Origin of the sequence: Flavobacterium sp. M31R6, from assembly GCF_013284035.1 — a bacterium.
GTDB lineage: Bacteria > Bacteroidota > Bacteroidia > Flavobacteriales > Flavobacteriaceae > Flavobacterium.
The window spans coordinates 1,730,525-1,750,509 of sequence record NZ_CP054141.1 but is presented as its reverse complement, the minus strand read 5'-3'; the positions used below and the strand labels follow the sequence as shown (position 1 = coordinate 1,750,509).

Genomic DNA, 19,985 nt, shown 5'->3' with positions numbered 1-19,985 from the left:
TCAAAAGGATTTAAAGCGAAAGATTAGGCCTTTTAATCAACATCGTTCCCGCCATCATTCCTAAACTTGCGAGCCGAACACCGGCTCACAAGGTTTATCCCTTCTGTCGGGGCTAAAAAGTCAAAATTAGGAGTATCCGGAAGCAATAATTCCGATGGCAATTTCAATGGCAAAAATCAATTGCAATTAAAAAAGAAAAGGCAATTAAAATTAAAACCATTATAAAAACAAAAATTTCCAAAACAAAAATTTAAAATTTCAATGGCAATTGCAAAAATCAATTTCAATACCAATGACCTTAAAAGCACAAATTTCCAAAACAAACATTTTAAAATGCCATTTTGGAAATTTGAAAAATTTAAACTTTTTTATTTTTTCATTGACATTGAAATTGCCATTGATATTGAAATTGCTATTTAATAATTCGAACATTCATTTCTTCTACCTTTTTATCAGACAAAAGAGATGGTGCGCCAAATAATAAATCTTCGCTGGTTCCTGTCTTTGGGAAAGCCATTACTTCTCTAATGGATGCTTTTTTCTCCAAAATCATCATCAATCGATCAATTCCCCATGCAATTCCTCCGTGTGGCGGTGCGCCGTATTGGAAAGCTTTATGCATCGTTCCTACACTTTTCATCATTTCTTCTTTGTTGTACCCCATATTTCTATAAGTCGCTTCCAGAATTTCAGATTTATGTGCACGAACTGATCCTCCTCCAATTTCATAACCGTTTAAAATTATATCGTATTGCTGTGCGATGATAGTTCCGATTTCTTCATCATCCCCTTTCATATGCTTTTCTAAATCGTAAATCGCAGGCATTGAGAACGGATTATGAGTAAAAGTCCATCTTCCTTCATCTGTTCTTTCAAACATTGGAAAATCAACCACCCAAGCTGGACATAATTCCTTCGGATTAATCAAGTGAAGCATTTTACCCATTTCTTGACGAACAGCATCCAAAGCTTTGTTAGCCGTAGCATAATCTGCCGCTGAAAAGAATACAATATCTCCCACTTGTGCATTGGTAGCTTTTATGATTCCTGCTGCAATTTCTTCACCCAAGAATTTAATAATTGGCGATTGCAATTCATCTTCATTTACAATAATATAAGCCAAACCACCTAAGCCGTGCTGTTGAGCGATAGCCGTAAGGTTTTCGATTTGACCTTTAGACATACGTTTATTCCCTTGTTCTTTAGCCGAAACCTTGATACATTTTACAATTCCACCATCTTCAATAGGCTTACTGAATACTTGGAAAGTGGTATCTTTTACAATATTGGTAATGTCCTGCATTTTCAATCCGTAACGCAAATCTGGTCGGTCACAACCATAAAAATCCATTGCGTCTTTGTATGTAATCACTTCAAACGGACGTAAAATCCACTTGTTGCCATATATTTTCTTAACTACTTCATTAAACATTTTGGTGTTTAAATCTATAATTTGCTGCATACTTGCATAAGCCATTTCCATATCCAATTGCGTAAATTCAGGCTGACGATCTCCACGAGAATCTTCATCTCTAAAACAACGTGCAATTTGGAAATATTTTTCATAACCGCTCACCATCAGCATTTGCTTGAACTGTTGTGGAGCTTGTGGCAACGTATAAAACATACCAGAACCCTTACGTGTAGGGACAATAAATTCACGTGCGCCTTCATCAGTTCCCGCACTTAAAATCGGGGTTTCAATTTCTAAAAACTCTTCTTCATCTAAAATGTCACGCAATAATTTAATTACTTTATGACGGTTTACAATTGCTCTTCTTACCTCTTCATTTCTGTGATCCAAGAACTTGTATTGAAAACGAATCGCTTCATTTGTTTTAGCCGCTCTTTTAATCTCAAAAGGCAATGTTTTCGATAAGTTTAAAATCTCCAATACCGAAGTTTCCAATTCAATTTTACCAGTACGCAATCCTGCATTATAATCATCTTCATTACGACCAACAATTTTACCAGTAACAGAAATTACCGATTCCGGTTTTAATTTCACTAATTCATCTATATTAGGAAATGATTCCCTGCTGATTCGCACTTGAAAAATCTCACAACTGGAATCACGTAAATCAATAAACATCAACTCACCGTGATCACGAACACTTGCAACCCAGCCAGACAATATCACTTCTTCATTGATACTTTCTTCTGACAACTGTGAAATTTTATGTGTTCTATAAGTATCTTTTATAATAATCGGAATTTCAGGAAGCGATTCTTCTTGACTTTCTTTATTCTCTGCAACTGTTACTACAGAAACTTTCTCAGATGCTTCATTCTTTTCTAAAATAGCAGCAGCTCCTAATTTATCTAAAATAATCTGACGAATTACTTTACCATTAGCTCCTTTTCCAATAACACCTAAAACTTTACCAACTAAAATACCTGCTTTCCCTTGATCTCCAGCTTTAATATCATTGGCAACAGCCTCATTTTCTGAAAGTACTTTGGCAATAACTTCCTCAATTGTATCTTCAGAAATCGTATTTTCTTCAAAATACTTATTGTAATCAAAAGTTCTGTCTTTTAAATAACCCGTAATCGCATTTTGAACTAAAACTGCCGTGATTTTTTCAGATTTAAACAATTTGAAAATCTCAGTTAAATGAGCAATACTATGTATTTCAGTATAATCTTCGGCCTTAATATTGTTTGCCAAAGTTTTAGCAACAAATGAAGGATCTTTGATTTCGTTATTTATCTCAACAAATGTTTGCGAACGCAACTTATCTGCTGTAAAAAATTTAGCATCTTGAGGCAAAACACCACCGTTAATCAAAATAGATTCTACAGCATAAGGCAAAGCGCTTGTATCGACTTTAATCGCTTCAATTTCTGCCTTAATATTTACAAAAGGCAAATCCGGCTCAGAAATAAAACGATAATCCGCTTCAAATTCTTTTTTACGCATTATTTTGGTTTGCTTTAAATCAGCATCCCATAACACAGTTGTTTGATCAGGTCTGAACTCTTTGTGCTCAATAAAATAATTGAATTGTTTTTCAACTTCTTCTTTTAAAGCTTCCACCATAAACTTAAACGAGTTCAAGTTTTTGATTTCCGTTCTTGGGTTTAAATCATAAGAATGTTTTTTGCGCAAAGACACTGAAACATCCGATTTAAATTCCCCTTTCTCCAAATTCGCTTCAGAGATTCCTAAATTTTGAACAATACGTTGAATGTATTGCGCATAGGTCGAAGCATCTTCAATATTCCTGATACAAGGTTCCGTAACAATTTCAATCAACGGCACACCTGCTTTGTTAAAATCTACTAACGAAATTTTCTTTTCGTGCATCAATTTTGCAGCATCCTCTTCTATATGAACCTGAGTTAAATTCACAGTAAATTGAGAACCGTCATTTCGATAACAAGACACGTGTCCGTCAGGAATTATTGGATTGTGATATTGTGTAATTTGAATATTTTTCGGATTATCTGGATATTCATAATGCTTTCTATCCCAAGATATCACTTCATTGCTAAACGACGAATCCACCGCTTTTCCAAAATAAATAGCTTTTGTGATTGCTTCTTTATTTAAGGCAGGCAAAACGCCCATTTGTCCTGTACAAACGGAACATATATTTTCGTTTGGTGTTTCTATTTCTTGATTTGGACAAGAACAAAACAACTTGGTTTTGGTATTCAATCGAACGTGAGTTTCCAGTCCAATTACCAATTCTAAATCGTGGGCTTTTATAGCCGCAGTTAATTGCTCCAATTCCATTATATTGTATCTTTTAAGAAGTTTGCGAACTTCAACACTAATTCATCATTATTTTTTGCTGCCGTAATTTGCAGTCCAGTACTTGTTCCTTGTGGCACTGTTAAAGTTGGCAATTGTCCCAAACTAAAACCAACCGTATAAGCATCTGACAAATACATCGCTAACGGATCTTTTAAACTGTCTCCAATTTTAGGAGGAGTACTTGGTGTAACTGGTGACAAAATGATATCAACTTCATTAAAATCCTTACTGAAGTTTTCAGAAATCTGATCTCTTAAAGCCAATCCTTTTAAATATATTTCGTCCGAAAAACCTTGAGACAACACTTGGTTTCCACCAACAATTCTGCGTTTTGTTTCTTCTGAAAAGTTTTCTGAACGCGTCACTGCATAAGTTTCAATTAAATTTTCAGCTTCAATACGGTTACCGTAATTTGTTCCGTCCAAACGAGACAAATTCGAAGCTGTTTCAGCCATTGCTAAAGTATAGTATGTCGAAACCAAAATGTCCGATTTGAAAAAATCCAATTCTTTTACGTCAATTCCTTTGGCTTTTATTTTCTCGATACTTGCTAAAAAATCAGCTTTTATTTGAGCATCAATAGCGTCACTTTCAATAAAGTTTTTAAAATACCCAATTGTTTTTACAGCTGATGTTGCAATTGCCTCTTCACTAATTTCATTTGAAGTAATTGAAGTTTGATCTTTTGGATCTTTCCCACTCATTACATTCAAGACAATTCGGATATCTTCAACCGATCTAGCCAATGGACCAACACAATCCGTAGAGGATGCATAAGCCATAAGACCATATCTTGAAATTCTTCCGTAAGTTGGTTTTAAACCGTAAATATGGTTGTAACCCGCAGGCTGACGAACAGAACCTCCCGTATCTCCACCAATAGAAAAAACAGTATATTCTTTTGCAACGTTAACTGCAGATCCACCACTTGAACCACCGGCAACTAATGTTGGATCAATAGCGTTTTTCACAGCTCCAAAGATGGTGTTTTCACTAGAAGACCCGTGACCAAAACTATCACAGTTTTCTTTTACCAACGGAATAGCACCTGCATCCAATAATTTTTGAATTGCAGTAGCAGTATAAGGCGATTTATAGTTTTTTAATAAATCAGAACTTGCAGTAGTGTAAGTTCCCTGTACCATATATACATCTTTAATTCCAAAAGGAATTCCTTCCAACAAACCTATTGTTTCCCCTTTTTCAATTTTAGCATCCACCTTAGCAGCTAATTCTAAAGCCAAAGTATCTAATAAAGAATTTACTGAATTATAAGTGTTTTGTTTAAGTAAGTCTAATTTTTCTTGTACCAAAGCTGTACAAGTTATTTCTTTTGACACCAATTGCTGGTGTATTTTTTTTATTTGAGAATCCATTTTTTATCCTTCTATAACTTTAGCAACAACTAAAAAACCATTTTTCTTGTTCGGGAAGTTTTCCAAAATTATTTGTTTCTCAATAGCCGAACTCTCTATCACAACATCTTCTCTTAAATTATTTACAGACACACAATTTCGATTGACATTATTAAAAGAATTATTATTTGACGGAACTGCATTTTTAATTACATCAAATAATTTGTTCACGGACTCTGAGGGCTGTGCTCCTTTAATACTCGACAATATGTCGACTGTCATTGTTTTGCTCATAATTTCATTTCGTTTTAAAGTCAAACTTTTAAGGTGGCGAATTTACAAAAGTTTTATTAGGGAATCACGTTTATTTTAATGATTTCGACTGTTCTCAACATAAAAGAACAACATTTTAACATTATGTTAAATTTAATTATAACATATAACACTATTTTGAAATAGTTTAGGTAGAATCCGAAATCTGCATTAGAAAGTTTTTTCGCAAAGATTCGCAAAGATTCGCAAAGGGTACGCAAAGGGTACGCAAAGAACCTCAAAGGTTTTTGCAATAACCAAAAAAAAGACAGTAATCTTTGCGAATCTTAGAGCTATTTTGCGAATCTTCGTGAAATAATTTTTCTATTGAGCATTGCGAGTTGAATGTAGAATTTAGCTCAAATTACAAAAAAATTATTTCACTTTTGCTCCCTTTAAAAACACCTGAGTTGGAATTAATTTAACCATTTGATTTTCTTCAACTTTCATCAAATCCTGATCAAAAATTACAAAATCTGCCCATTTACCTACTTCAAGACTTCCTTTTTCTTTTTCTTCAAAATTAGAATAGGCTGCCCAAATAGTCATTCCTTTTAAAGTCTCCTCTCTTGTCAATGCATTTTCCATTTGAAAACCTCCCTTTGGATAATTTTTAATATCCTTTCTGGCTACAGCAGCATGAAAAGTAAGCATTGGATTTACTTCTTCTACTGGAAAATCCGTCCCCAAAGCAACTATTCCAGCTTTTTGAAGTAATTTTTTATAGGCATAGGCATTTTTCAATCGTTCTTTACCTAATCTTTCACCTGCCCAATACATATCAGATGTAGCATGTGTAGGCTGTACAGATGGAATTATTCCAGTTGCAAAATAATCAAAATCGGCCTCTTGAATCACTTGTGCATGTTCGATTTTCCATCTTCTGTCTTTCTTACCGGTTAATGCATCTTTGTATATTTTCAACAAAACAGTATTGGCCGAATCTCCAATAGCATGCGAATTCAACTGAAAAGGAGAATTGGCTATTTGATTGGCTACATTTTTTAATTCTTCAACAGATGAAAGCAATGCTCCATATTGTTTTGGACTATCTGAATAAGGTTTATGCAAACAGGCGCCACGTGAACCCAATGCGCCATCTCCATACATTTTAAAAGAGCATACATTTAGATTATCTGTTTTGTAAATTCCTTTTTTCAAGTATAAATCAATATTCTTTTGATTTGCCGTAATCATCGCATACACATTAATTTTCATCGCTTTTGCTTTTTGCAAACTATCCATCAAATTAATTACATCCGGGTCTAAACCTGCATCATTGACAGTTGTCAACCCATATTGAAACATAACTTTTTCGGCATCTAATAATCCAGCGATTTGTTTTTTACGATTGGGTTTAGGTATTATTTTAAAAACCAACTCCATTGGATTGTCAATCAAAATTCCATTAGGTTCACCATTTTCCAAAACAATTTCACCACCAGATACTTTTGTTGATTTTGTGATTCCTGCCAATTTCAAAGCCAAACTATTCACAACAATTGCGTGACCATCTATACGATTTAAAACTACCGGAATATTTGGAAAAGCTGCATCTAAATCTTCTTTCGTTGGAAACTTCTTTATATCCCAATCGTTTTGATCCCATCCATTTCCAACGATAAAAGTTGTTTTTCTTTCTTCTTGATATTTCTTGATTCTGTCAATTACTTCCGCCATGCTTTTGGTTCCTCGCAAATCGACTTCTTGCAAACTCAGTCCATAACTATAAAAATGACAATGGGCATCATACAAACCTGGGTAAATAAATTTCCCTTTTGCATCAATAGTGTTTTTGGAATCATACGAATTTGCTATTTCATCATTGGAACCAATAGCCACAATTTTACCAGATTGAATCGCCATAGCAGACGCTTTACCAAAATCTTTGTTTACGGTATAAATATTGGCATCTGTAATAATGGTGTCTACAGTAATTTTTTCTTTTTGATTACAGGAAACCAATACAATCAATGAAAGCAGAAAAGAAATTTTCTTCATAATAAACAGTTTAGTTAATGGAGCTAATATAAAAAAAAGAGCTCCAATAAACCGTAAATTATAAAATGAATTGCTTAAAAGATATAGACTAAAAAATTTCTTCTATTGTGTATTTGGTGGTATTAATCTCAAAAGTAAATCCTACTTTGTTTCCCATCAATTTATTTCCAAGCGGAGATTGTGGAGATAAAGCAATAATATTAATACCTTCTACATTGATTTTTGGAAGGGCAAGACTTAGGTACAAATAAATCCCATTCGCTTTTACCAAACTACCCAAAATGATAGTTTCTGCCACAACAGAAGAATCCAACTTATCTAAAACTGCTTTTTGAGCCAATACTTCTTTGAGTTTCGTATTAAATTTTTCCTGTTCGATATGCATCATAGACAAAGCTGTTTCGTGCTTATCTCCTGCCGAACCTTTGGCATCGTTTTTAGAATCTTCGGTCAAAGCCGCGATCATATCCCTAAAAGCGTCAATTCTGTCTTGAACTAATTGATGGTATTGGTGGTATATTTTTTGTTTGAAAGTCATTGTGGAGAAAGTTGCTGAGTTCCTAAGACACTAAGTTGCTAAGACTCTGAATTACGAAGATGCTAAGTTATTAAAACTATTAATATTATAATCCTTAAAAAAAACTTAGAAGCTTAGCATCTTAGTAACTCAGAAACTTAGTCTTAAAAATCAAATTTATAATTCGCTCCCAACATCACTTGAAAACCTTGAACTGGATAATTCAACCATTTTTGATATCCATTATTCATAATGTTGTTCGCTTTTAAAAAGGTAGTAAACCTTTCACTGTATTTGAATCGAATATTAGCATTCAAATCAAAATAACCATCCAATGTGATTGGTCCTGGAGCAATAACATAAACAATATCGGTATTCAACTGTTGATCTTTACGTTCGCCTACATAAAACAAATTTATACCTGCAAACCATTTCTCGGTAATCATAAAATCAACTTTGGAATTCAATTGAAGTTCTGGCAAATTCCAAGCTTCTCCTTGTATTTTATTAGAATAACTATTAAAAGTTGCATCAGCTTCTACTGTGACACCTTTGGCTAAATCTGCTTTAATTTCTCCGTAAAGACGTAAGGTTTTCATATCATCATAAATTACCTGAAATGAATTCCCGAAAGCGTAATTGGCATTAGTATCTTTTTCATTGTAGTCATTGCTTTTGAATAATGCTTTGTTTTCATCATATATATACGAAGCTTTGATATCATAACTCACCGTACTGGCCAATTTCCCTTTTAAACCTGCATTAACATCATACAATTCATTGGTTGGTTTAATATTTAATGTCGGTGAAACAAATGGATTTCCATCAACAAAATCTTTATAGGTATTTTGCTTCAAGTTACCAATAGCACTTGCATAAAATATCATCAAATCACCCACAACATTATACGAAGCAGAAACCGATGGATAAACATAAAACTTGTTGCTCGTGTTATTCTTTCCCATACTATAAACCAAACCAGCTCCAATATCGATCGTCCAATCGTCTCTTTTCATTACAAAACTCGGTACTATTCCCAAATTTGTAAAGCCGTATTTAATGTCTGCAGTATTGATTCCTGAATAATCTTTCTTAAAACTACCGTCAATATAATCGACAAAAACTTTGGTTTTTATTGCTTCATCCATCACATCAAACTTAAAAGTTGGCGCTAATAAAAATCTATTCTCCGCCGAACTGTATGCATCCGAAAAGTGAGTCAACTCAAGTTTAACATCTTTTACAAAAGCTTCTTCAATAGCCAGTGAGCCTCCAGCCGTAATTGTATTGTAAGATTGTTGCGGATTGATTCCATTAACCAAAGCCATACTTTCTGGAAGTGTTAATGTATTTCCAAAATCGGCAGGCAAACCATACCAATTATAAATTTGATTCTGGTATCCCAATTTTATATTCCAAGCCATTTCCTGCTCGTTTGATCCATAAATCAAATCAATTTTGGTGTCATAATAGAAGTCGTCCAGTGTGATATCTTTTATCCCTCCCTGTGAAGAATTATGGCGAAACATTCCACCAATATATTCATTATTATTAAGATCCTCATTCACATACAATTCAGCATTCAAAGCGCCATAGTTTCCAATTCCGAAAGTTGCATAATTTTTAAACAAACGTTCTTGCTTTGCTTTCTCAACTCCTTGCGCATTTCCTTTGGAAGGAGAAAAAGTAGAAGCCACAGGAAAAGGTAAAATAGAATATTTCACGCTTTCTTTTTTTGCATTTTCATCATTTGTAATCACCGGAACTTCTTTTACTTTGAAAGCATCTGAGATTGTTGGGGTATATGGTTTAACCACATTTACCACCTCAGTTCCAATATTGTCATTTTTATCTTTTTTGTCTTGCGAAAAAGATAATTGAGAAAGTAACAGAAAGAAAATCCCTATCCCAACCTTCCCCGAATGGGATGGAGCCGAGAACGTTGATTGCTTATTTTTAAATGTTTTTATGTTTATAATTTTCATCTTTTGTTTTTTCTATCTTCTGTTTTCTAATTCTGCAATCTCTAATCTTAATTCTGCAATCTTAATTACGCCTTACACTTCCCATTCGCCTTTTGCAATAAATTGCGTTTTCCCTCCAATTTTTATGTCAAAATTATCTCTGGCCAATTCCCCTTCAAAATAAATTTTAGAAGGCCTATTTATAAAGTCTCCCTGATGATTGACCATTTTAATTTCTGGCAAATGATATTTCAGAAGAAAAGCCTGCAGACAAGTACTGGCACTTCCTGTGGCCGCATCTTCAATAATCTGATTGTGTTCAATGCATAACATTCTGCTGTAAAGTTTTCCATCATCAAAACAATAGAAATACAATGCTCTATGATTTGTTTCGCAATGAACCAAAAGCCATTCCTTCATTTTATTCAATTCGAGGCTTATATTTTCCAAAGCTTTTTTGCTTTTAAGCGGAACAATTACAAATGCGCTACCCGTAGTCACTTCCTGAATCGGAAATTTATCATCAAAATCAGCAGCACTTAAATTACTAAAAGACAAAAAATCTTCCTTTGAAAAAACATCCCAAAATTGAGGTTGAGCCGCCTGCAACCAAACTAAATCTCCCGATTGCTGAATTGGAATTTCACCAACTGGAACCGACAATTTAAAATTTCGAGGTTGACTTTCGATAATTTTATTCATCAAAACCCAAGATGTCCCTATAATTGGATGACCTGCAAAACGCATTTCATGTTCTACTGTAAAAATTCGAATTTCGGCACTGTTATTTTCAGGGTGAATCGCAGTAATAAAAGTACTTTCGGCAAAATTAATTTCACGTGCAATTTTTTGCATCTGTTCTGTATTCAGTCCATCAGCATCTAAAAAAACTGCCAGTTGATTTCCGGCATATTTTTCCTCTGCAAAAACATCTACTATATAAAAAGGTAATTTCATTCTGCTATTTTATTTAGTAATTGATGAATTTGTTTTGGCTTCCTCCGTTTTTATTCTGTTCAGTTCCGTTTTGGCTTCTTCAACCACATCCGAATAATCAGTGAAGTTTTCGATTACATTGTCTAGAACATAAGTCGCTTGGTAACTGTCTTTTAAACCATAATAGTTCTTCGCCATTAGAACCAAACCTTTAGCTCCAAAATAGCGGTAACTCGAATAATTTTTGGCTAATTTTTGGATGGCAATATTTGAAATTTCAAATTTTCCGTCTTTATTTTTAAAATAAGCATCATAATACAAAGCTTCTGCTGCGAGTTCACCTTTACTTACACTTAGCAATTTTGCGTAAGCGACTTTGGCTTTGGCTTCGTCACCCGATTGCATAGCAGAACGGGCAACAATAATTTGGGCGTCACTTTTTACATTTTCCTCCGCTTTCGGATTAGCCAAAACTTTATCGGCATAAATCACAGAATTTGAATAATCTTTGGTTTCGTAATAACATTTCATCAAATTCGCTTGCGCAAAAGTCTTATTCTGTGGAAAATCGGCTTCATTTTCTATGCGAACCAAAACCGGAATTCCTTTGTCACAATTTTTATCTTTCAAAAATATTTGCGCCAATCGAACCAAAGACTGCTCCGTATATTCACAACGAGGTTGGCTTATTACATACTCATAATTCGAAACCGATTTACTTTCTGAACCTTCTGAGTAAAGCAATTGTGCCAATTGAAAATTAGCTTTCAGGATATGAACTCCATTTGGGAATTTTGAAACATAACTAGCGTATCCAGAAATAGCCTGTTTGGTATTTGCCTGTTCAAATTGTTTTTCGGCAGCCTCAAAAGTATCATTATCCAAGTCTAAATCGGTAACTGCCACAAAATCTAATGTTCTTACCCAAGTGGCATATTCATCTACTTTTCCGTTATCCACATAAATTAATCTGGCAGTAGCAACCGCTTCGTAAGCTTCTGGTGTTTTAGGAAAATCCGTAGCTACTTTTTTGAATTTAGCCAAAGCCAAATCATCACGATCCGAATTATAATAAACCAAACCCTCTCGTAAAACTGCCCTTGATGTATATGAACTGTTTTTGAAAGTTGTCGCTAATTTGTCATAGGTCTTTATAGCTAAATCCTGTTTGTTATCGGCCACGTAGGTATTTCCTAATTCAAATAAAGCATCATCTTGGTAATCTGATTTTGGATACAATGTCAAAAATGCATTGAGTTCTTCTATCTTTTTACTGTTTTTCGAAAGAAATCCGTAACAAAGCGCTTTTTGAAAATAAGCATAATCAGCATCTACACTTTTGGATTCTATAACCTTAATATAGGCATCCAATGCTGATTGGTATTTCGTCGTTACGAATCTACAGTCGGCAAGACGTAAATAAGAATCATTCAAACGAAATTTATCCGCTTTATTATTGTCGATTTGGCTTTGGAAAGAATTCCCGGCCGCTTCGTATTCTTTCAATTTGAAATTAGCGTAAGCGATATTGTAATTGATATTTTTAAATTCAACAGTTTCTTTGGCTTTTGCCAAATCCGAGAATTGCTGATAACTCAACAAGGCTTCTTTGTAGTCTTCCAAATTATATTCGGATTCCGCTTTCCAAAAAGAAGCACGAGCAGTAATCGTAGGATCTTTTTGTTCCTTAATTGCTTTTTCAAACATCGACAAGGATTCTGTGTAATTCCCCTCATTATACAATTCCAATCCTCTATAGAAAACTACTTTTTGATAGGCAATTCTATTTTCTGGAGTTTTATTTTTCTCCAATAAAACCAATGCTTCTTTGTAGTTTTTGGATGAAATATAAGAATCGATCAACAATTTTTCAATAACATCATTATTTGGATTCGTTGGATATTTATTGATAAATCCCAATAAAACTTCGGGAACACTTTGATACGAATTCCCAATTTCATAACTCAATTTGGCGTAATTGAAACTAGCATCTTCTTGAAGTTTCAAATTAAAATTCATTTCGGAAGCATTCTTGAAAGCATTCAAAGCCTGTTGCTTTTTGCCAGATTCCAAATAACTTTCTCCCAAATGATAATAAGCATTCTGGGCTATGAAATCATTTCCGTCAATAATTTTATTGAATTGCGAAATGGCATTTTCATAATCCTTTTGTACATAATAGGCATATCCTAATTGATAGAAATCGGTATTATTCCATTTCCCTTTTTTTCCTTTATATCCCACCAAATAAGGAATTGCTTTGTCATATTGTTTTAGATTAAAATAGCTTTCGCCAATAATTTTATTCAATTCTGATTTTTCTTCGGGAGTGGAATTCGGCATTGCTTTAATACCTAAATCGATGGCTTTTTGAAAATCTCCCGATTTGAAACTCATATCCGATTTGTAGTAGGATAATTTCTCGGAGTATTTTTCATTACCGGAAACTTGGTCAAATTGTTTATTGGCCTCTACATAATCATCCGATTCATAAGCCATAAATCCCATGTAATATTTGCTCTGCGTTCCGTATTCATCGGTATTAGCGACTTTACTAAAATATTTTTGAGCTTCTTTTGTTTTTTTGGAATCAAAATAAGCATATCCTTTTTGGAAATTATACTTGTTGCGTTCACTATCTTTTAGAACACTTTCATCAACCCTGTTAAACCATAGCAAAGCTTCTTTATAATCCCTGTGATCGAAATAATAATACGCAACATCAATAAAGGCTTGATTTTGTTTACGGCTTGCAGGATATTCTTCTACGAAACGGTTAATCAATTCCTCCGCATTATCCTGATCGGTGCGAATGGCGCAATTGGCAATATAATAGGCACAATCTGATCGCAAACCTTCGGTTGTGGCAACATCCTGAACATTCTTAAAAATGATTTGAGCTGAAGCATATTGTTTATCCTCATATAAAGAAAGTGCTTTATCGAAATCTTTTAATGGGTAAGTGTAAATGGTCGATTCTTGTGAATAAAGGGACGTTATTTGAACAGTAAAAAGGAATAAAAAAAGTCCGGGAAGTTTACGCATTGTTGTTTTTATTTAATGTTCAAATATATTTAATCTGATTCTATAACGAAAGGCTGACGGCTTTTATTATAAACTATTTTTAAACAGATTCCCTACACTCTGCCTAACTCCAAAGGAGAGTGGAGCTTGAATTGGAATTTGAAATTTAATTTTTGCATTTTACTTTTGTATTTGGATTTTATCTTTTTACTTTTACCCAATAAACAAATTCTATTATGTCACAATCTGTACTGTCTTTAAAAAACGTAAACATATACCAAGAAGGAAAAATTATTTTATCTGATGTTAATTTAGAGGTCAATCACGGCGAATTTATTTACATCATTGGAAAAACAGGTTCTGGAAAGAGTAGTTTGTTAAAAACATTATATGCCGATTTGCCATTATTGGAAGGCGAAGGTAAGATTGTAGAATTTGATTTGGCCACTTTAAAAGAAGATGATATCCCGTTTTTGAGAAGAAAATTTGGTATTGTTTTTCAAGATTTTAAATTACTGCCAGACCGTTCTGTAAAAGACAATATGCTATTTGTTTTGAAAGCTACTGGATGGACGGATGTAAACGAAATGGATGCCAAAATAAATGAAGTACTTGACAAAGTAAACATGAAAGACTTTGCAAGCAAAATGCCGCACCAACTCTCTGGCGGAGAACAACAACGAATAGCTATCGCAAGAGCATTATTGAATGATCCAGAATTTATTCTTGCCGATGAACCTACAGGAAATTTAGATCCTCAAACTAGTATTGAAGTTCTTGAAGTCTTGAGAAAAATCAATGCTAATGGCAAAACAGTCCTTATGGCAACTCACGATTATGCCTTGTTGATGAAATTCCCAAGCAAAACCTTAAAATGTGAGGATGCGACCATTTTTGAAGTGGTACAAAGAACGGTGTAATGTTATCAATTCTTATCCCTGAATACAATTACAATACATTTCCACTAGTTTCAGAATTACACAAGCAATGTTTGAATTGTGGAATTGAGTTTGAGGTTTTGTGTCAAGATGATGCTTCAGACTCCAATTGGAATACCGAAAACCAAAAAATAAACTCTTTAAATAACTGTTCCTTTTTTATTAATAATTCCAACCTCGGAAGAGGGAACAACATCAATTCATTAGTAGAAAAATCAAAATATGGGTTTTTACTCTTAATGGATTGTGATACTTTTCCAACTCAGAGTAATTTTATTCAAAAATATTGTGAAGTAATTCCAACAGTATCTGCCGTTTTTGGAGGGATTCAATACGAAAAAAAAACACCTAGCAAAGAACAACTTTTACGTTGGTTTTATGGAAATAAAAGAGAAGCTCTTTCGCTTGAAAACAGAAATAAAAAACCTAACAACAATGCATTGACTTCCAATTTAGTAATTAAAAAGGAAATCATCTCGCAATATCCTTTTGACACAACAATTACAAAATATGGATATGAAGATTTATGTTTTTTATCCGTATTAAAAACCAAACACATTAAAGTTTCTCATATTGATAATCCGACCTATCACTTGAATTTAGAGACTTCAGTTGTTTTTTTAGACAAAACAAGAACAGCTATTGAAAACCTCGTTTACATTATCAACTCAGGTAGATTCCCAAATATTGAGAGCAAAATCAATTCGGTTTATATTATTTTAAAAAAGTTAAGACTCGTTGCAATAGCGGCTTACATTTTCAACAAAACAGAATCAAAGATAATTTCTAATTTACTTTCCGAAAAGCCTTCACTTTTCCTTTTTGATCTTTACAAATTGGGTTATTATTGTAAAATTCAATCCAATTAATTATTTGTTTACCAAACTTTCAAAAAGTGATTTCCATTGTTGCATTATGCTTTCTAAATCATATTTCTTCACACTCTCTTGAGCATTTATACCCATTCTTATTCTCAAATTTTCATCTTCAATAAGCAATTCTAGTTTTTGAACAAATGAATCCACATTTCCGTCTTCAATCAAAAAACCACTTTCTCCATCATTTATAATTGCTCTTGGTCCTGTCAGGCAATCATAGGCAACACAAGGCAGACCAGAAGCCATTGCTTCAAGCAGTGCCATTGGAAAACCTTCGGAACGTGAGGTTATAACAAAAATAGACGAAGACAAGTATTTTTCTGCAATATTTTTGACGGGCTCGTTTAAATTTACATTGGATTCCATTCCCATCTCAAGAACCGTTTGTTTCAAATTTGCCACCGATTCTCCGTAAATATCTAAAATCCAATCTGGATGTTTTACCGCCACTTTCTGCCAAATAACCATTAATCGATCCAAACCTTTTTCATAGGAATTTCGAGCAACAGCGATTACTTTTTTGGATTTTAAGTCAGCTAGGGTATCATTTGAAATCCAAGATGGATTTGGAATTACCAAACCGTTTTCAACATTCCATTCTTTCAAACTTTCATTGGACAAAGCCACTAATCTCGAGAACTTATTTGCTCCAAAATCTTTGAATCTATATTTAAGTGAGCTTTTGAATTTTGAAATAAAATCCGATTTCAATTGTTTTTCTTCAATAAATTTTGAACCGTGGCATTCAAAAATAATTGGAATTCCATCAGACAGAATAAAAGGAATTGTATAAGCTTTCAAACCATTATCACAAACAATAATGACATCTGGCTGAATGCTTTCTATCTTACTTTTTAAAGACTTACGAAAAGAACTGAAAAAATTAAAAATTGTTCCCTCCAGAATCATATCATAGAAAACAATATTTTTATGGAAAGAATAGAACAATGGAAAATTTCCTTGATTTTGAGTAAGAATATGAACTTCATAACCAAACTTCTCGACAAGGTAATTCAGCTTTAAAGATAAAACTCTAGCGACTCCACCTTCATTATTTAGTTTGGGAACTATATACAATAATCTCATTTTTTGGTGCTCAAGAATTCATCAAAATCTCTTATATAATCTTCTTCCAAAAAATCATCAGAAGCCAAAACCAAACAAACTGCACCCGAAGAAAAATTCTCCAATTCACGCCAAATACCTGTGGGGATAAGCAACCCAACATTCGGTTTGTTTAACAAATAACGTTTCTTTTCAGTTCCGTCATTTACGGTTACTTCAAAACTCCCACTCAAGGCAATGAGCACTTCTTGCTGATTTATATGCGAATGTCCACCTCTAAATGCGCTGCTTGGAACATCAAAAAGATAATAAACACGCTTGAATTCAAAAGGCAAAAAATCACTTTGAATAATCCCTAGATTCCCCCTTACATCTTCAACGACAGGTATTTTCAATAATTGAATCGCATTTAGTGTTCCCATTTTTAAATCGTATTAATTTGCATTAAATCCAACCATTGTTTTCCTATTGTATCTAGCAAAAATGGAGTGACACTTTCTTTTGCATTTTGCTTGCAATATTGATATAATTTTTCATCCTCAACCATTACATTCATTGCTTCAGTAAGTTTTTCTATATTTTGATCTTCGACCAGAATTCCATTTTTTAAATTACTGATAATTTCTCCTGGACCAGAAGGACAATCAAATGAAACAACTGGAGTTCCACAAGCCAATGCCTCTAAAATTACATTTGGCAATCCTTCATTTTTACTGCTCAAAACTAAAAATCTAGCATTTTTTAAATATTTAAAAGGATTATTTTGATACCCTAAAAAATGAACAAAATCAGTTGCATTAGACTCTTTTGCAACTTTTTTCAATTCTTTGCTATCTCCTTCTCCCACTATTACAAGATGAATTAGTTTATCCATTAAAACAGAATTGGCATAACTCAAAATCAATTTATTAAACTGTTTTATATTATTTTCATATTGCCCGATTGCAATTATGTATTCAAAATCAATAGCAATTGGTTCATCACACTTTTCATAAATCTCCTCCAAATTAACTGGATTTGAGATTGTAATTGCATTACTCAATTGATGCTTTTCTACAATCAATTCTTTCATCTGATTGGTGATTGCCACATTGGCATAACAGTGGTTGTACATCAATCGTGTCAACCAAGAATTATTTGGCATATAATGATCAATCAAAAAACTATGAACTGTAAATATCGTTTTAGTGTTATAAATAAATCTAGCTAAAATTAATTCTTGAATGACTTTGGTTCGGAAACGAAAATCTATAATAAAATCAAAATCATTTTCATTCAGATACTTTCTCAGGGAAATCAGTCGTTTTATTTTATTGAATATTCCGTTAGTTTTATTCTTCAATAAACCCAAATTAACAAGTTTCCCAGAATAAGGATAAGAGACCTCATCCAAAACAATAATAATATGAACATCAATATTATTTTTCGTAAAGAAAATAGACAAATTGGCCATCACTTTATCACTGCCGCCACCACTTAATCGATAACCAATTAATGCGATTTTATATTTTTTGTGAGGCAATATCATTTTCGTTTTGTTATTTTCGTCTCAAATATAACTATTTTAAAAAATAATGCAGAACAATCCGCTCGTTACTATTATTTGTTTGTGCTACAACCACGAAGCCTACGTAGTTGAGAGTTTGAATTCTGTTATTAATCAATCGTATTCTCCTATTGAACTCATTATAGTTGATGATTGCAGCACCGATTCTTCGAAGACGATTATTAGAACTTGGTTAGAAAAAAATCCTCAAATTCAGTTTATAGTCAATGAAACTAATTTAGGAAATACCAAATCCTTCAACAAAGCACTAAAAATCGCCAAAGGAGAATATATAATCGACTTGGCTGCAGATGATATTTTATTACCTAATTGCGTGACATTACAACTTGAAGGCTTCAAAAACAGCCATTATAAAAACCTTGGTGTGGTTTATGGGAATGTTGAATTAATTTCTGAAAATGGCACATTCGACTCATATTATTTTCCGGTAAATGAGCAAAAAAAGGTAATCGAAAACAGAATTACAGGAGATATCTATCAATCTGTTCTTTCTGGCGGTAATAGTATTTGTTCGGTATCGGCCATGATTAAGAAAACGGTATTCGACCATTTACAAGGTTATGATGAAACATTGGCTTATGAAGATTTGGATTTTTGGATTCGGGCTTCTCGTCTTTATGAATTCGATTTTATCGATGAACCTCTTGCTCAAAAAAGAATAGTTGCAAATTCATTAGGAAGTGACTTCTTCAAAAAAAAGGATAGTCGAGCCAAGAAAATAAATCATTCCACTTACTTAATTCTAAAAAAAGCAATCACCATAAACCAAACCAGAGCCGAAGATTTGGCTATTCAGAAAAGAATAAATCATGAAATTATCCATACATTAAAAATTAATGATTTTGGTTTGTTTTTGAAGTTTATCGGATTACGGATTTTGTTGATTAAGAGAAAGTCTTTTAAACATTGATTATTGTTTGAATTCTATAACTGAACAATTAAATACTTCATCAAAGGCTCTTTTTCATTTTCCCAGTCACGACTGTAATTATTTTTCAAGAGCTTGACCGGAATTCCGCCTAATAAAACATTACTTCCAAAATTTGTATAATCTTTATTGCACAAAGAATTTGAGGCAACAACACAAAAATCAGGAGTTCTTGTATTTGGCATTATCGAAATTCTGTTGGAAAATGCATTATAACTACCAATGTAGATTGGTCCTTTTAGCGGATATTGTTCACCAGTCAGTGTGTTTATCATAGGGTGAAAATTGGTGTCCATAATTTGTGATTCATGCCCTATCCTTGACCAATCCCCAATAAAAAGTTTATGAGTACAAATCACCTTAACACTAGACCCCAAACAAGACATATACCCAAACTCACAGTCTGCATTTTGACCGACATACAAAATAACATCTTTCCCTATATGCGCGTATCCGTTGAATGTTAGCTTTCCATAAAGTGAAAGTTGCGCAATTCCTTTAGACTTAATTTCAATTTCAAATTGTTGTCCAAATCCAATCATCGCTGTTTTAATTGGTCCGTTTATTATGATTTCACCTTGAATACTTTGAAAATAAACTTTCCCATAAAAAAAGACAGGAAGCTTTTTTGCGGTTTGAAAAGGAAATTTTTTAAAATTAAAATAAAGCGTTTTTGTCCAATTTACAGAATAATAAAATTTTAATTTATGATATACCGATCGTAGTTTTCGGTACAT

General features: G+C 33.3%; 16 protein-coding genes. 4 read left to right on the top strand and 12 right to left on the bottom strand.

What is annotated here, in order from left to right; translation table 11 throughout:
• Window positions 1-261 precede the first annotated feature (261 nt).
• Window positions 262-420, top strand: a complete 159-nt coding sequence (locus tag HQN62_RS07150) for a hypothetical protein (RefSeq protein ID WP_173503842.1) — start codon at window positions 262-264, stop codon at window positions 418-420.
• On the opposite strand, the gene gatB/aspS is transcribed toward HQN62_RS07150, so the two are convergent.
• The 8 genes from gatB/aspS to HQN62_RS07110 all read right to left on the bottom strand — a co-directional run bounded on the left by gatB/aspS (window position 413) and on the right by HQN62_RS07110 (window position 13,893).
• Complete coding sequence (gatB/aspS, locus tag HQN62_RS07145) at window positions 413-3,742, bottom strand: bifunctional amidotransferase subunit GatB/aspartate--tRNA ligase AspS (RefSeq protein ID WP_173503841.1); 3,330 nt, start codon at window positions 3,740-3,742, stop codon at window positions 413-415. The two genes, HQN62_RS07150 and gatB/aspS, sit on opposite strands and share 8 nt — an antisense overlap.
• Complete coding sequence (locus tag HQN62_RS07140) at window positions 3,742-5,139, bottom strand: amidase (RefSeq protein WP_173503840.1); 1,398 nt, start codon at window positions 5,137-5,139, stop codon at window positions 3,742-3,744. The genes gatB/aspS and HQN62_RS07140 overlap by 1 nt, the downstream gene beginning before the upstream one ends.
• Before the next feature lie 3 nt (window positions 5,140-5,142).
• A complete protein-coding gene (locus tag HQN62_RS07135) occupies window positions 5,143-5,412 on the bottom strand; it encodes an Asp-tRNA(Asn)/Glu-tRNA(Gln) amidotransferase subunit GatC (RefSeq protein WP_173503839.1) in 270 nt (89 codons plus the stop codon).
• Window positions 5,413-5,805: 393 nt separating this feature from the next.
• Window positions 5,806-7,431, bottom strand: a complete 1,626-nt coding sequence (locus HQN62_RS07130) for an amidohydrolase (RefSeq protein ID WP_173503838.1) — start codon at window positions 7,429-7,431, stop codon at window positions 5,806-5,808.
• Window positions 7,432-7,519: 88 nt separating this feature from the next.
• On the bottom strand, window positions 7,520-7,969 hold the full coding sequence (locus tag HQN62_RS07125) for a hypothetical protein (protein WP_173503837.1): 450 nt from the start codon (window positions 7,967-7,969) through the stop codon (window positions 7,520-7,522).
• Window positions 7,970-8,112: 143 nt separating this feature from the next.
• Window positions 8,113-9,933, bottom strand: a complete 1,821-nt coding sequence (locus HQN62_RS07120) for a TonB-dependent receptor (protein WP_254454494.1) — start codon at window positions 9,931-9,933, stop codon at window positions 8,113-8,115.
• 72 nt (window positions 9,934-10,005) lie between these two features.
• The gene (locus HQN62_RS07115) at window positions 10,006-10,869 is read right to left on the bottom strand and encodes a PhzF family phenazine biosynthesis protein (RefSeq protein ID WP_173503836.1); all 864 of its coding nucleotides are present in this window, start codon (window positions 10,867-10,869) and stop codon (window positions 10,006-10,008) included.
• A 9-nt stretch (window positions 10,870-10,878) separates the two neighbouring features.
• Entirely contained in the window at window positions 10,879-13,893 is a 3,015-nt protein-coding gene (locus tag HQN62_RS07110) for a tetratricopeptide repeat protein (RefSeq protein ID WP_173503835.1), read from the bottom strand.
• Between the two features lie 215 nt (window positions 13,894-14,108).
• Here HQN62_RS07110 and HQN62_RS07105 point away from each other — a divergent pair, with 215 nt between their 5' ends.
• Together HQN62_RS07105 and HQN62_RS07100 are read left to right on the top strand one after the other, a co-directional pair.
• The gene (locus HQN62_RS07105) at window positions 14,109-14,792 is read left to right on the top strand and encodes a cell division ATP-binding protein FtsE (protein WP_116795837.1); all 684 of its coding nucleotides are present in this window, start codon (window positions 14,109-14,111) and stop codon (window positions 14,790-14,792) included.
• Window positions 14,792-15,679 (top strand): glycosyltransferase, encoded by an 888-nt coding sequence (locus HQN62_RS07100; protein ID WP_173503834.1) that lies wholly within the window; start codon window positions 14,792-14,794, stop codon window positions 15,677-15,679. The genes HQN62_RS07105 and HQN62_RS07100 overlap by 1 nt, the downstream gene beginning before the upstream one ends.
• On the opposite strand, the gene HQN62_RS07095 is transcribed toward HQN62_RS07100, so the two are convergent.
• From HQN62_RS07095 to HQN62_RS07085, 3 genes are read right to left on the bottom strand one after another with little or no spacing between them, the layout of a single operon-like run.
• Window positions 15,680-16,774: a glycosyltransferase family 4 protein gene (locus tag HQN62_RS07095; RefSeq protein ID WP_173503833.1), complete on the bottom strand. Its 1,095-nt coding sequence runs from the start codon at window positions 16,772-16,774 to the stop codon at window positions 15,680-15,682. It abuts the gene before it with no gap.
• On the bottom strand, window positions 16,771-17,175 hold the full coding sequence (locus tag HQN62_RS07090; RefSeq protein ID WP_173503832.1) for a sugar 3,4-ketoisomerase: 405 nt from the start codon (window positions 17,173-17,175) through the stop codon (window positions 16,771-16,773). Before HQN62_RS07090 ends, HQN62_RS07095 begins: the two co-directional genes overlap by 4 nt.
• A 2-nt stretch (window positions 17,176-17,177) precedes the next feature.
• The gene (locus HQN62_RS07085) at window positions 17,178-18,275 is read right to left on the bottom strand and encodes a glycosyltransferase (protein ID WP_173503831.1); all 1,098 of its coding nucleotides are present in this window, start codon (window positions 18,273-18,275) and stop codon (window positions 17,178-17,180) included.
• A gap of 52 nt (window positions 18,276-18,327) precedes the next feature.
• On the opposite strand from HQN62_RS07085, the gene HQN62_RS07080 reads away from it, so the two are divergent.
• Window positions 18,328-19,230 carry a glycosyltransferase gene (locus HQN62_RS07080; protein ID WP_173503830.1) on the top strand — a complete coding sequence of 301 codons (903 nt, stop codon included), beginning with the start codon at window positions 18,328-18,330 and terminating at the stop codon, window positions 19,228-19,230.
• Between the two features lie 14 nt (window positions 19,231-19,244).
• Here HQN62_RS07080 and HQN62_RS07075 read toward each other — a convergent pair whose 3' ends face one another.
• A complete protein-coding gene (locus HQN62_RS07075; protein ID WP_173505533.1) occupies window positions 19,245-19,985 on the bottom strand; it encodes an acyltransferase in 741 nt (246 codons plus the stop codon).